We start from the raw sequence: 12,514 nt of genomic DNA, 5'->3' as shown, positions 1-12,514 counted from the left end.
CGCGCGGTGGACTGCTGGGTGTCTGCCTACTGGGGTGCAGGTTTGATGGACGAGGCCATTCCCGTTGAACGCCAGCGTAACGCCGGGGGTCCGATTCACCGCACGGTGCTTCACGAAACCATCGTCAACCATCTGCGTGACATGATTATCGAGGGCGATCTCGCTCCCGGCACGCGTCTTCACGAGGGCCAATTGGGCGAACAACTGGGGGTTTCGCGAACGCCCCTACGGGAGGCCATCAAATATTTGGCCAGTGAGGGCCTGGTTGAACTGGTTCCTAGCCGAGGGGCTGTCGTAAAACGTTTCGGGGCTAAGGAAGTTCAAGACATGCTGACCGTCTTGCAGGCAATGGAGGAGTTGGCAGGGAGATTGGCCTGCGATCTCGCCTCGGACGCGCAGGTCGCGGCAATTCGGGCAACCCATGATGAAATGATCCGATGCTATGAGGCCAAGGATCGCATGCAATATTACAAGTTAAACCAGCAGATACACTCCATGATCGTTGCATTGTCGGACAATACGACGCTGATCGACATTCACGGTACTCTGCAGACGCGACTTAAGCGCATTCGCTTCGTTGGTCATGAGGGCCCGGAGAATTGGGCTGCCGCCGTGTCCGAACATAATGAAATGATCGCCGCACTTGAACTGCGCGACAAGGATAGATTGTCGAAGGTTCTGGGATGCCATCTCCGAAACGCGTGGGAGCGCGTCCGGTCGATACTGTGAAGTCGCGTCGGTGGGCTGTAGACATCCCCGGCTTCGTCGAGGTCCTCGGGTCGTTTGCTCTGGGTCAAGATCCGCCGTTGGGGCGCAAAGGAAGAGTAGTGAGAGGATCAGAACGTTGGGATGACGGGACCCCGGCCTGCCTGAGTTTTTCAAAAATGGCTCAAGGCACGTTCTGTTCCAGATTGCACATAACGCGACTTTGCACGTAGAAGACAGCATGCTGCGGATGCAATAGCCGATCGTCACCGAGAGTGGCGTTTATCGGCGACGGTCCTGCCGACCTCGATGCGGCCCGGGTTGCCGCCGAGCGGGGTCCCGATGCGGTGCTTGCCGAAGCCTCCGGTAGTTTGGGCGGAAACATTCTGTTCGGCGGGCTGCAGCCATGCCGAAGGCAAATCCCTCGACCTTCTTGACCGCGAAGCGCTCACCTCGATCTCAGCCGCCGGGGGGAAGTGTGTTTCCTCCCTTCCTTTGCCGTCTTCTCGGGTCGACCCGACGCTTGCGGCTCACGATGAATAAGCACGGGGGAAGACGATGTCCTGATCGACCAGAATGTTGAACTTATAGCCAGGCCGGATTTCGAGCGTTGGCTGCACGTCGATGTTCTTCGAAATCGTCCGCTCGGCAACGCGGCCGAAGGTTTCGGCGAAAGATCGCCTTGCCGAATTTTCGGCGCTGTTTTCGGAGCCGAGCGCATTGCGGTCTTCAGGGATCCCCATGTCGACGCCTGCGCCGATCGCCGCGATCAGGATCGCAGACCCGAATATCCGCAGATAGTGGTTGTTCACTCTGTCCTTGAAACCGCCATAGCCTTGGGCGTCCGTGCCCGCCATGCCGCCGATCTGCAAGGTCGCGCCGTTCGGAAAGATGATATCGGTCCAGACGACAAGCACGCGCTTCTGGCCGAAGGTCACGCCCGAATCGTATCGTCCGAAAAGCTTTGTGCCCTGTGGAATGAGAAGGCGATGCCCGGTGGCACTATCATAAACGTTCTGCGAGACCTGAGCTGTAAGGCGCCCTGGCAGATCCGAGTTGACGCCTGTGACGAGCGTTGCCGGGATCACTGAACCACGCTTGAGCTCATAGGGTGAAAGCTGTGGAACGACCTGGTTGGGCAGATAGCCATGATCCTTGAGATCCTGATTGAAGAAGTCGGCCTTTGCCCCCTGCCCGTTCGCGTCGGCCCCCGCCTGCCCGGCAACAGCGGCACGCATTGCCGTGGCATAAAGGTCCGTCACCCCAGGTCGAGACGGATTTGCGCCGCCGGCGTCAGGAGCGCCCACTTTGCCTCCATCCTCTTGCCCTTTTTCGCCGATGTTTACAGCGATCGGCGAATCGTAGGCTGCGTCGTTTGCCTGCAGCCGGGCTAGCCGCTGACGATACCGCTCGCGCATGTATTGCTCCTGCTGTTCACGGTCGAGGCGAGCCCGCCAGATGTGTTCGGGCTCAAGAGCCGGCTGTTGCGCGGGAACGGATTCAACTGTTGCGGGCGCCGGCTTGAACGGATTGGCCGTGGGCGGGGTGACGGGCGCCGGTGCCGGCGACGGGTGAAAGACAGAAGGTTCGATCGGCCCGTCGATGACGCCGTCCGATACGCCCCGCTTGAGTTGGTCTGCGAAGTCGCTCGCGGGCGGAGAGTTCGATGCAGACCCGATGCCGTCATTTGCGCGAAACGAGATTCCCCTGATCGAAAACCCGTAGATGATGACGCCGAAGAACAGCACCGCGAGCACGATTGCCACCATGATCGGCAGCCGGTTGAGGCGCCGAATGCGGGGAGCGCCGTCAGAGTCGCCGGGCTTTGGCGAAATGTCGAGCGAGGACATGCGATCTTCCTTCTCTAGTTGCGCCGCACGATGGAGAGCGGGCTCGACGGGACCGCGCCTGTGTTCATTACCGCATAGGCCCTGCCAAGATCGAAGGTCGATGTCGACAGACGGGCGAGCACGCTGCCTTCGAAACTGTCGACGACATAGGCGAGATGGATCAGCTTGCTGCCGTCCGTCTTCTGATCCGTCGTGGCCACTGCGTAGCCCGAGCTCCTCAAGGACGATTTCATGGCCTCGCCGAAAAGCGAACCATCGGACTCGAGGACAATGGTTCCGGTGCCGGGGCCGACGACGTCCGCGAGCTTGCTCACCATGTCACCGGCGATCGCATTGGCAGCCGTTGAAGAGAGCTCCGCCTTGTCGGTACTTGCCGTCAGATCGCCCTCGCCCGACGTCTGACAAGCACTGGCGCTGGCGCACATTACGGAAACAGCCGCAATGCGGGCGAGTAATGCTAACGGTCGAAAGCTGACCATGGTCACCCTCCCCTCTTGATGGTGATCTTCTCCTGCTTCCAGCCGACGCCGGAAACGAGAACCGCGCGGTCCACCATGTAGTCGACGATCATCATTCTGCCTTTCACCCGGTAGTTGACGATCCGGTTCTCGCCACCGGAGACGACGAACAGGACCGGCGCGTCCTGCCCGGCAAAAGAAGACGGGAACTGGATGTAGGTCTTGGTTCCATCCGAATAGACGCGTGTCGGCTTCCAGCGAGCGCGGCCGCTCGTCCGATAGCCAAAGTTGAGATTTTCGGCAGGCACGCCGGCGCCAGGGATCGTGGTCGCCTCTATCCGCGCGTTGATCTCGGCGAACTTCTGATTGACCTCGTCGGGATATTCGAACCCGACGCGGGCCATGTATTGTGTTTGATGCGACTTGAGCTGGATGTGATAAGTGCGCCGCGACGTCGTCACGACCATCGATGAGAGGAGGTCGGGTTCAGATGGCTTGAGGATCAGATGGACCGCCTGGCCACCCACCGCGCCGGATGTGGCCGGCTCGACCTTCCAGCGAACGGTATCGCCAACCAGCACGTCGCGAACGACCTCACCGACCTGGAGTTCTATGTCACAGACTTGCAGCGGTGAGCAAACTATGGACGGCTGTACCTCGCCATAGAGAAAGACCACCTTGCCATCGGGGCCCTTGGTGACGAGACCTCGTGATCCGCGCCATTTCCCCGAAATGGTGGTTCCTTTCGTCTCGTTGGCGCTCATCTCCTGGGCCGCCGTCGAGGTGGCCGAGATCGATGCTGACGATAGAGCGAGCATGGCAACGCAGGCACTCGCTCGCATGGATAAGGGGATCATGATGGAAACCTCAAGGACGTCATAATTGCGCGGTCCAATCGAAATCGCGGAGATACAATCCGATCGGGTTCAGGCGGATGATTTCCTCATCCTGTGGTGGGGTGAGCGTGACGGTAGCAATGCCTCGAAACCGGCGGGTCGCCGTTTCCTTGCCTTTTCGATCACGTTCGAATTCCGTCCAGTCGATTTGGTAGCTCTGGTTGGACAAGGCGACGACGTTGTTCACCTCGATCGCAACCGTCGCGGCCTTGGCTTTCTCGAACGGCGAATTGCCCCGAAACCAGCTGTTGATCTTCTCGGTGGCGGGATCCGACGTCCGGAGCAGGGCGTATGTGCGGTCGATATATTGCTTCTGGACGACCGCATCCGGCGTGATCGACCGAAAGGATGTGACGAACCCGCCGAGGGCTGCGCGAACCACACGAGGATCGGCGTACTCGATCTGTTGAGGGTAACCGGCGATAGCGGCGGCGCCCAGCTTGTCGACCTCGACGATGTAGGGCACCAGCTTCACCTGCGTGCTCTGATAGAGTGCGTAGGTGAAGCCGATCACCGCCATGGTCATGCCAGTGATGCCAACGATGCGCCAGGCGCTCGCAGCCTTCACATAGCTTCCATAGCGCTCGTTCCACTCCTGGCGAGCGGCGAGATAGGGATTGTCGGGATGGTCTCGTCGTGCCATCTGCGCTGGTCTCGATTGACTGGGAGGAGGTTATTTCTTGGGAGCCGAAGCGGGTTTGCCAGAACCGGAACGTTGTTTGGGGATGGACTGGGCCGCGTCGAGCTTGGCGTTGGCCAGACCAAGAGTGGAGCTTCCGTAAGATCTCGGTGCGCCGATCACTTGGTCTTTCGCTGCGGACGCCAAAGCACTGCCGGCCGATCCGACACCCGAGAAGACCCCCTTCATAGCGGCAGATCCGAACGATGCGCCTGACTGCCGGGCTTCGGAGTAGGCGGAAGTCCCGGCCCTTGCCCCGCCATAGGCGAGGGCGCCGGTGCCAAAGCCGGCCGAGGCTGCTTGACCGCCGTGCCGGATGGCTTCCATGCCGCCGGTGACAGAGACGCCTTGGACGACACCTTGCACAATGGTCGGCACGTACATGGCGACCATGAAGATGATCACCGCAATTCCAGCTATTGCAGTCGTGGCGTAGGCTGATTCTTCGGTCATAGGATCGTCAGCAATCCCGACCAAGACATCTGATCCAATGTTGGCGATCATGACAAGTGCCATCAGCTTCATGCCGACGCCGAAGGCGTAGATTAGGTATCGGATTGCGAAGTCCTTTGTGAAGGACGACCCACCGAAGCCCAACATGATCATGCCGGCAAGGAGGCCCACATACATCTCAGTGATCACGGCGATAAATATTGCACTGACCAAGCCGAAACAGATAACCACAATAACCATCGAAAATACCGCCGCCGTCGCGAGGGCGTTATCTTCGAATAGGCCGAAAGATACTTTTTGAGAGAGCGACGCACCTACCTTGAGGCCAGCGTCGAAGACATCTGCGGGTGAAACCGAGCCTGAACCTCCGCCAATCTGAAACAGGCTGTTGACCACATCTTTGGCTAGCTGCGGGCCTGTGGTAAGCACAAACAAGAAGAAGCCAATGAAAAGCATGCGCCTAACCAGTTCACCGAACCAGGCTTCGAGCGTCGCGGAATTAATCGCAAGCCATACAGCACAAATGCCGACCTCAATCAAAGCGAGCAGCCAGAACAATGAGGTTGCGGCCTGAAGGATCGTTGTCTCCCAGCTCTTGGCAGCGTTCGTGATCCGATTTTGGATCGTATCAACAACGTTGTTGAACGATTGCGCGACCGCGGGTTCGGTCGTGACGAGGCACGCGAAGCTCATGCCGATCAGAACCCAGCAGGGTACGAGTTTCCTACTCATGCTATGGTCAATCCCAATCCGGCTTGAACGCCTTGCCATCGTCGGTGCGTGGCTTTTCGGGAAGCGCGAAGAAATCGGGATCGTCGGTCGCTGGGGACGGCTCAATCCGAGCTTGTTCTTCGCGCGAGAGCACAATAACCAGCATTGAGATCAAGGCCGCAAGAACAACGATTCCAGTGCCGGCAATAATCGAGGGGCGTTTCATTGTTTCACCAATTCGGCCGGAATTGCTGACCATCAGTTGTTGAGGGACTTTCCGTCCGCTTGAAGAAGTCCGCGCGCCGCGCCTGAGCCAGGTCGTCCTTTGCCTGCTCGGACTGGTACCAAGTTCCCATCATGGTCGTCTGCTGAGCCAGCAAGCCGCGCAGTTTCTGAGTCTGGGCTATTTGCTGGGTGGCGATCTGATGTCCGACCTGAAGGGCCTTCATCTGCCCGTCCGCCGACTCCGACATAGAACGAAGCTGGCGCATGGTGGCCTCTTCGCTGGAGAATTGCTCCGCGGTAAGGTTCGCCGCTTTGAGTGTGCCAGCTACGGTGTCGCGGTTCGTATCGGACCAACTCTGCCATGCGCTTGAAAAGCTCTGCCCCTTCGGCAGGTCGGATTTGAAATCGGCATAGCTCTGGAACCGCTGCTTCAGGACATCGTCGATGTTGCCCATCGAGAAGGCGATCCCCTGTCCCTGGCTGACAATTCCTTGGAGCTTTCCGAGATCGCTCTCGACTTGTCCCCAAACGTGGGAAGGAAGCTTTGCCGTATTTTGCAGCATGTTCTCGTAAATGCGCATCTGGTTCTGGATCTGCTCGGCAAGCTGGGTGATTTGCTTGACTTGGTTCTGAATTTGCTCGGCAGACTGGCCGACAAGGCCGACAAGTTCTGAGTTATTGAGCAACTGGGTCCATTCGGTCGCGTTGCCCGTGGCAGCGCCCGCGTTGGCAGGCGGCGCCGGTATCAACGCGCTCGTTGCCAGCGCCATGATCAATGGAGCAAGTGAGCCTCGCCGGGTGCCGCGACTACGATTGGAGGCCGGTGTCGGCATTGTTTATTCCTCTCTCCTTGAGCCAAGCTGCGGGCCAGTCCTGGCCGTGAACGTCTCGCAATTCCTGGATGCGATTGAGGTCATCCTTGCCGGCGGCGCCGACGAAGGAGAGCGTTGCGGGACCGAGCGCCATGTCGAACAGCCTGCGTCCCTCGGGCGAGACGACGTAGTATTCACGCTTGGGGAGCGCGGTCGCGACGATCTCGATTTGGCGTTCGTTGAAACCGATCCGTTCGTAGAATTCGCGTGTGCCGCTCTCCCGGGCGGCCCCGTTCGGCAAGCAAATCTTCGTCGGGCAGGACTCTTTCAGGACGTCGACGATACCGGACTGCTCGGCGTCCGAGATAGACTGCGTCGCGAGGATAACCGCGCAGTTCGCCTTGCGCAGGACTTTGAGCCACTCTCTGATCTTGTCGCGGAACACGGGGTGTCCGAGCATCAGCCAGGCCTCGTCGAGGATGATGAGACTGGGCGATCCAGTGAGGCGCTTTTCAATACGGCGAAACAGGTAGAGCAGAACCGGAATGAGGGTCCGGTCACCCATATTCATCAGCTGCTCGATCTCGAATGTCTGGAATGACGACAACATCAGACCATCGGCCTCGGCGTCGAGCAGGTGCCCAATCGGACCATCGACCGTGTAATGCTGAAGAGCATCCTTGATCTCACGCAACTGCACACCTGACAGGAAATCCGAGAGGGATTTCCCGTCGGACGTCGCCATGAGGGCCAATTGTCGGGCGATGGCGTTGCGATGGTCTGGCGTGATTTTCACGCCTTGAAGCGCGATCAGCGTCTCGATCCACTCCGCAGCCCAGGCCCTGTCGCCATCGGAGCCGAGCTCGGAGAGGGGGCAGAAGGAAAGTGCCTCGCCGGCCCCGACATCATGATGATCGCCGCCGACACCAAGCGTCAGCGGTAGCATTGACCGCCCCTTGTCGAAGGCGAAGAGCTGCGCGCCCTGGTATCTGCGGAACTGCGCTGCTATCAGGCCGAGAAGCGTCGACTTTCCAGAACCGGTCGGGCCGAAGATCAGGGTGTGACCGACATCGCCCGAATGAAGATTGAGCCGGAATGGTGTCGAGCCGGACGCGACCTGGCAGAGCGGCGGGGAATTGTCCGGGTAGAACGGACACGGTGCAACAGCACTGCCCGACCACACCGCATTGAGCGGGATAAGATCCGCGAGATTTCGCGTGTTGATCAGCGGCTCGCGGATATTGGCGTACCAGTTGCCTGGCAGGCTGCCTAGAAAGGCCTCCGTCGCATTGAGTGTCTCGATGCGGGCACCGAAGCCTTCGGCCTGAACAAGCCGGCGCACGGCCTCAGCCTTATCGCGAAGCCGCCGCTCGTCTTGGTCGAAGATCACGATGACCGGGGTATAGTATCCGTAGGCGACGAGCTGCGACGACGATTCCGCGATCGCATCCTCGGTCTCGGCAACCATCATGGCGGCATCCTGGTCGACCGACCGGGAGTTGGTCTGAAAGAGTTGGTCGAAGAAAGGGCGAACCTTCTGCTGCCACTTCTTGCGGGTTCGTTCGAGCTTCTGACGCGCCTCGATGGCGTCGAGAAACATGAAGCGCGACGACCAGCGATAGGTCAGCGGCATCAGACCGAGGGAGTTGAGAATGCCCGGCCAGCTCTCGGCCGGAAAGCCGTCGATCGCCACCGTGGCGAGATACCGGTTGTCGACGAGCGGCGAAAGACCGTGATGGAAATCGGCAGTCACCAGGAAATCGAGATACATCGGGATCGCTGGCAGCCTGATCGGATGGTTCTCGCCTACGATGCAGAAGCGGACGAACTGCAGAAGCTCGTCATACTTCGCCATCCGTGTCCCACCGCGCTCAACTGTTTCCCGGGTGACCATGCGCCGTATCGACAGCACGCTTGCCAAGTACTGTTCAAACTCGCGGATTGCGGTCCGAAAATACCCCAACACGGTATCGGCGAAACGTTCGTTGCGGGAGACGTCGTCGGAGTAGACATATTTTGCCAGGGCCGATTTGTGCTTCTGGGCCGGACGGTAGGTGAGGAGGATTGCGTGCTGACTCTCGAAATGGCCGCTCTCGGCCTCGAAATGCTTTCGACGCTCATCCTCGATCGCAGCACTCACCGGGTCTGGAAAATGGCCGTCCTCGCGCCGGGGATAGGCGGTGGTCGGTACACGCACCGCTTCCACCTGAATCATCCAGCCGCTGCCTAGACGAGCAAGGATCGCGTTAATCTGTCGCGAGACTTCGTTGCGCTCGAAATCGGTCGAGCTTTCGGAATCCGGGCCGGCAAAATACCATCCAGCGAGCAGCGATCCGTCCTTCAGCAGCAGGACGCCGTTGTCGACCAGTCCTGCATAAGGAAGCAGATCGGAAAACGAGGGACCAGCATGCCGGAATTTCTTGAGTGCGACCATCATCGCCGTCCGTATTCAGTAAGCCCGCCAGGGCGTCGATGTCGGCCGGTAATGGGGCCTGTAACGGATGTGGCGCAGATAGACCGTCCGCATCATCGGATCGGTCTTTGCCATCAGCCTGAGCAACCCGACGATGACGGCCCATAGCGCGATCCCAAACAACGCGGAGAACCAGGTCAGGACAACGAAAATCAGAATGACGCTTGCCAAACCGGTAACGAGCACCAGTTCCCGATCCGCGCCGAACAGAAGGTTCGGCCGGGAAAGTGCGCGATGGATCCTGACGCGGTGAAGTTGGCTGCAACGTTCAGCCATCGATGAGAACCGCGAGAGACTGGGTCGCTGCGCCCTTGACGGCTGGCTCCATGCCGATCGACGCTCCCCCGGCCCCGAACAGCCCCACGATCTGGGTCGCGCCGAGAAGGATGCCTGCAACCAGCACGACATAGACCAGTCGCCGTGCGAAATCGTTCAATTCACCGCCGAAAATCAGCATGCCGCCGGCGATCGCCACCGCCGCCAGCGCGATGGTACCGGCGACCGGTCCGTTTATCGACTGCTGGATCTGTTGAAGCGGACCCTCCCAAGGCAATCCGCCCCCACCGCCGGCGGCGAGCGCCGGCTTGCTCGACAAGACAAGAGAGGCCGTCAATCCAACAGAAGTCCTGATCGCCTTATGCGACATGGCGGTGCCCCTCTTCGCTGCCGTGGGATTCGATGCGGTAGTGGCCGTCGCGATAGCCCTCGACAACCAGCAGTTCACGAACGCGCCGGCCTTTCGGCGTGCGTTCGATGGCGATGACCATGTCGACCGCCTCACCGATGATTTCGGGCATCGGGTTGAAACTGACTTCGGCCGTCAGCTGCTCAAGACGGGTCAACGCTGAGAGCGCGCTGTTTGCGTGGACCGTGGCGATACCGCCGGGATGGCCTGTGTTCCACGCTTTCAGCAGCGTGAGTGCGGCGCCGTCGCGAACCTCGCCGACGATGATCCGATCAGGTCTCAGACGCATGGTGGATTTGAGCAATCGGCTCATGTCCACCGCATCAGTCGTGTGGAGCGCGACGAAATTTTCTGCCGCGCATTGGATCTCGGCCGTGTCTTCGAGAATAACTAGGCGGTGTTCCGGCATCAGGCTGACGATCTCGCCGATGACTGCGTTGGTGAGTGTTGTCTTGCCCGTCCCCGTGCCACCGGCGACGACGATGTTCATCCGGTTCTCGACAGCGTTGCGAATGACCGCAGCCTGGTATGGGGTCATGATCTTGTCGCGGACATAGCTGTCGAGCGGGAAGAGCCGCGTGGCGCGCTTGCGGATCGTAAAGACGGGTGCTGCGACCACTGGTGACAACAGCCCCTCGAACCGATGTCCGCCGATCGGCAGCTCGCCCGAAATGATGGGCCGGTTGAGGTTCACTTCCGTTCCGAGCGCGTGAGCGACCGTGCCAATGATCGTCTCGGCCGCCTGCGGCGCCAACCTGCCTGCCTGAGTGATCGGTTCGCCGATGCGTTCGACGAAGAGCTGCCCGTCTGGATTGAGCATGATCTCGACGACGAGCGAGTCGTCGAGCGTGTTGCAGATCGTGCTGCCCATGGCCTCGCGAAGTTTTCGCACGAGCCGATGGTGTGATTGCGAAGTAGTCATCATTTGAGGATCATCTTGGATTCAATGTTGGATCGATCTGCCGTCACGCTGCGAGTGGGCGGGCGTCCAAGGAGAAGGGCTCACATCCGTTCGCCCGAACGCGAAGCGCATTTTGAAGGGTGGCTGGAATGATGCCGGCGACCGCGATCGTGTTGCCGATCGGATGAGGCGGGCCGAGGCGATTGAAAGGTAGCCCTGCCCTGCCAAGGATCTTTTCAAAACGGATGTCGGTGACAGTCGCTACTTCGCAATATCCGTTGACCAACGACCATTCCAGGATGCCTGCGAACAGCGCCGTCGTCGTCTTGTGGAGGCCTCTGGCCGCGTTCCTGGCTCCAAGCTCGGTGTCCACACAGAACCGGGAACTTTCGATCAAGCCTGAATGGCATGGCATGGGATCGCTACCGAGTAGGATCGGAAACGTCTGGCCCAGCATTGTCGGACCGGTGGCAGGAAGAAGCCGTGCGCACCCAGCGACATCCCGCAGATTGTCGGTCACCGCGAGGAGGTAGGTCGGATCGAGCGCATCGTACTCATCTGTTTCGCGCCCGGACTTGACCGTCACGTTCCAGCCGAGGCGGTCTCTGAACACCCGCGCGCGCAGCGCGTGCATTTGATCAATCAGCCCATCCCCTGCGCTGCTTTCTCCATTCCGGACCGCAACTATCTGCATGCCATTTTCTCCGCGCTGTTTCGACAGTGCGAAAGAAACAGCGTTCGAGGAGACGGGCCATTACGGGTTTCCGAAGGTCGGCCGGGTAAATCCAAAGATTCACGCGTCTGCTAGCGAGAGTTGCATTTTTGAGGTTGATCTCAACTGCCTGAACTTCAATATGAGACGCACCTTTTTGCGGCTGGGGCAGTAAGAAGGAGTGCGGATGAAGTCTCTGAAGCCACAGTTTGAAATGCTGCGGGACTGGTTGAAACTGGCGCCCGACAAGCCGGCCATCGATCAGGCCTTGCGGAGGTTCGCCAACGCGCAGGGATTTGAATGGTTCACCTATCTCTCGGTACACGAGGCGGACGTGTATGGGATGTCGAATTATCCGGTGGCGTGGCAGAAGCACTATCTCGACAGCGGGCTGGCCAAGGTCGATCCTGTCGTTGAAGCGGTTTCTCCAAAACGCGGTGCCTACGCTTGGTGCGAGAGTGGCTTGCCCGTTCCACCAAGAAAGCATCACCGGACGTTCTTCGGCGAAGCCCGGAATTTTGGCATCCGTTCGGGGATCTCTATCCCTATCTTCGATGGTTTTGGAAGGCGGGCTCTCTTCACCTTCTCGTCGAGCGAGCGCAAACCCGACACCACCATGCTGGCCGACCCCTATTCGGTTCTGACGCTTGGTGCCTTTGTCGATGGCTATCTGCAGAGCCGCGATGACCAGCAGCTGATGAGCGCAGCCGCCTCTCCTTTGACGAGTTATCAGCTGGAGTGCCTCGCATGGCTCCTGCAGGGCAAGACCAACGACGACATTGCGGCTTTGCGCAACGTCAGCCGGCGCGCCGTCGAGTTTCAGCTGCAGAATATTCGCCGCAAACTCAACGTCCTAACCACCTACCAGGCCCTCGGCATCGCCATAAAGCGCAAGTGGATCTGAGGTTGTGGACAGGACTGCTCGTTGATTTGGTGTTTGGCGGAGTGGATCGC

Annotated in this window: 14 protein-coding genes; 2 read left to right on the top strand and 12 right to left on the bottom strand. The window is 59.5% G+C overall.

The window, feature by feature from the left end:
* The first annotated feature begins 45 nt into the window (after positions 1 to 45).
* Positions 46 to 729, top strand: a complete 684-nt coding sequence (locus FJ426_RS17215; RefSeq protein ID WP_140825449.1) for a GntR family transcriptional regulator — start codon at positions 46 to 48, stop codon at positions 727 to 729.
* A gap of 506 nt (positions 730 to 1,235) precedes the next feature.
* On the opposite strand, the gene trbI is transcribed toward FJ426_RS17215, so the two are convergent.
* The 12 genes from trbI to FJ426_RS17155 are packed head-to-tail and all read right to left on the bottom strand — an operon-like array spanning position 1,236 to position 11,542.
* A complete protein-coding gene (gene trbI, locus FJ426_RS17210; RefSeq protein WP_140825448.1) occupies positions 1,236 to 2,555 on the bottom strand; it encodes an IncP-type conjugal transfer protein TrbI in 1,320 nt (439 codons plus the stop codon).
* Between the two features lie 14 nt (positions 2,556 to 2,569).
* Positions 2,570 to 3,034: a conjugal transfer protein TrbH gene (gene trbH / locus FJ426_RS17205; RefSeq protein WP_140825447.1), complete on the bottom strand. Its 465-nt coding sequence runs from the start codon at positions 3,032 to 3,034 to the stop codon at positions 2,570 to 2,572.
* Between the two features lie 2 nt (positions 3,035 to 3,036).
* On the bottom strand, positions 3,037 to 3,831 hold the full coding sequence (trbG, locus tag FJ426_RS17200; protein WP_246675563.1) for a P-type conjugative transfer protein TrbG: 795 nt from the start codon (positions 3,829 to 3,831) through the stop codon (positions 3,037 to 3,039).
* A gap of 58 nt (positions 3,832 to 3,889) precedes the next feature.
* Positions 3,890 to 4,552 carry a conjugal transfer protein TrbF gene (locus tag FJ426_RS17195; protein ID WP_140825445.1) on the bottom strand — a complete coding sequence of 221 codons (663 nt, stop codon included), beginning with the start codon at positions 4,550 to 4,552 and terminating at the stop codon, positions 3,890 to 3,892.
* Positions 4,553 to 4,582: 30 nt separating this feature from the next.
* On the bottom strand, positions 4,583 to 5,773 hold the full coding sequence (gene trbL, locus FJ426_RS17190; protein ID WP_140825444.1) for a P-type conjugative transfer protein TrbL: 1,191 nt from the start codon (positions 5,771 to 5,773) through the stop codon (positions 4,583 to 4,585).
* 7 nt (positions 5,774 to 5,780) lie between these two features.
* The gene (locus tag FJ426_RS17185) at positions 5,781 to 5,978 is read right to left on the bottom strand and encodes a hypothetical protein (protein WP_140825443.1); all 198 of its coding nucleotides are present in this window, start codon (positions 5,976 to 5,978) and stop codon (positions 5,781 to 5,783) included.
* A 4-nt stretch (positions 5,979 to 5,982) separates the two neighbouring features.
* Entirely contained in the window at positions 5,983 to 6,747 is a 765-nt protein-coding gene (trbJ, locus tag FJ426_RS17180; protein ID WP_246675571.1) for a P-type conjugative transfer protein TrbJ, read from the bottom strand.
* A 37-nt stretch (positions 6,748 to 6,784) separates the two neighbouring features.
* Positions 6,785 to 9,223 carry a conjugal transfer protein TrbE gene (locus tag FJ426_RS17175; protein ID WP_140825441.1) on the bottom strand — a complete coding sequence of 813 codons (2,439 nt, stop codon included), beginning with the start codon at positions 9,221 to 9,223 and terminating at the stop codon, positions 6,785 to 6,787.
* Positions 9,224 to 9,238: 15 nt separating this feature from the next.
* A complete protein-coding gene (locus tag FJ426_RS17170; RefSeq protein WP_140825440.1) occupies positions 9,239 to 9,538 on the bottom strand; it encodes a conjugal transfer protein TrbD in 300 nt (99 codons plus the stop codon).
* Positions 9,531 to 9,908, bottom strand: a complete 378-nt coding sequence (locus FJ426_RS17165; protein ID WP_140825439.1) for a TrbC/VirB2 family protein — start codon at positions 9,906 to 9,908, stop codon at positions 9,531 to 9,533. Before FJ426_RS17165 ends, FJ426_RS17170 begins: the two co-directional genes overlap by 8 nt.
* Positions 9,898 to 10,869 carry a P-type conjugative transfer ATPase TrbB gene (gene trbB, locus FJ426_RS17160; RefSeq protein ID WP_140825438.1) on the bottom strand — a complete coding sequence of 324 codons (972 nt, stop codon included), beginning with the start codon at positions 10,867 to 10,869 and terminating at the stop codon, positions 9,898 to 9,900. The genes FJ426_RS17165 and trbB overlap by 11 nt, the downstream gene beginning before the upstream one ends.
* Before the next feature lie 43 nt (positions 10,870 to 10,912).
* Positions 10,913 to 11,542 carry an acyl-homoserine-lactone synthase gene (locus FJ426_RS17155; protein WP_140825437.1) on the bottom strand — a complete coding sequence of 210 codons (630 nt, stop codon included), beginning with the start codon at positions 11,540 to 11,542 and terminating at the stop codon, positions 10,913 to 10,915.
* A 205-nt stretch (positions 11,543 to 11,747) separates the two neighbouring features.
* On the opposite strand from FJ426_RS17155, the gene FJ426_RS17150 reads away from it, so the two are divergent.
* Positions 11,748 to 12,464 carry an autoinducer binding domain-containing protein gene (locus tag FJ426_RS17150; protein WP_140825436.1) on the top strand — a complete coding sequence of 239 codons (717 nt, stop codon included), beginning with the start codon at positions 11,748 to 11,750 and terminating at the stop codon, positions 12,462 to 12,464.
* Positions 12,465 to 12,514: the final 50 nt, after the last annotated feature.

Source organism: Mesorhizobium sp. B2-6-4 (genome assembly GCF_006441495.1).
In the GTDB taxonomy this organism is placed as follows: Bacteria; Pseudomonadota; Alphaproteobacteria; order Rhizobiales; family Rhizobiaceae; genus Mesorhizobium.
This window is presented reverse-complemented; position numbering and strand designations above follow the sequence as displayed.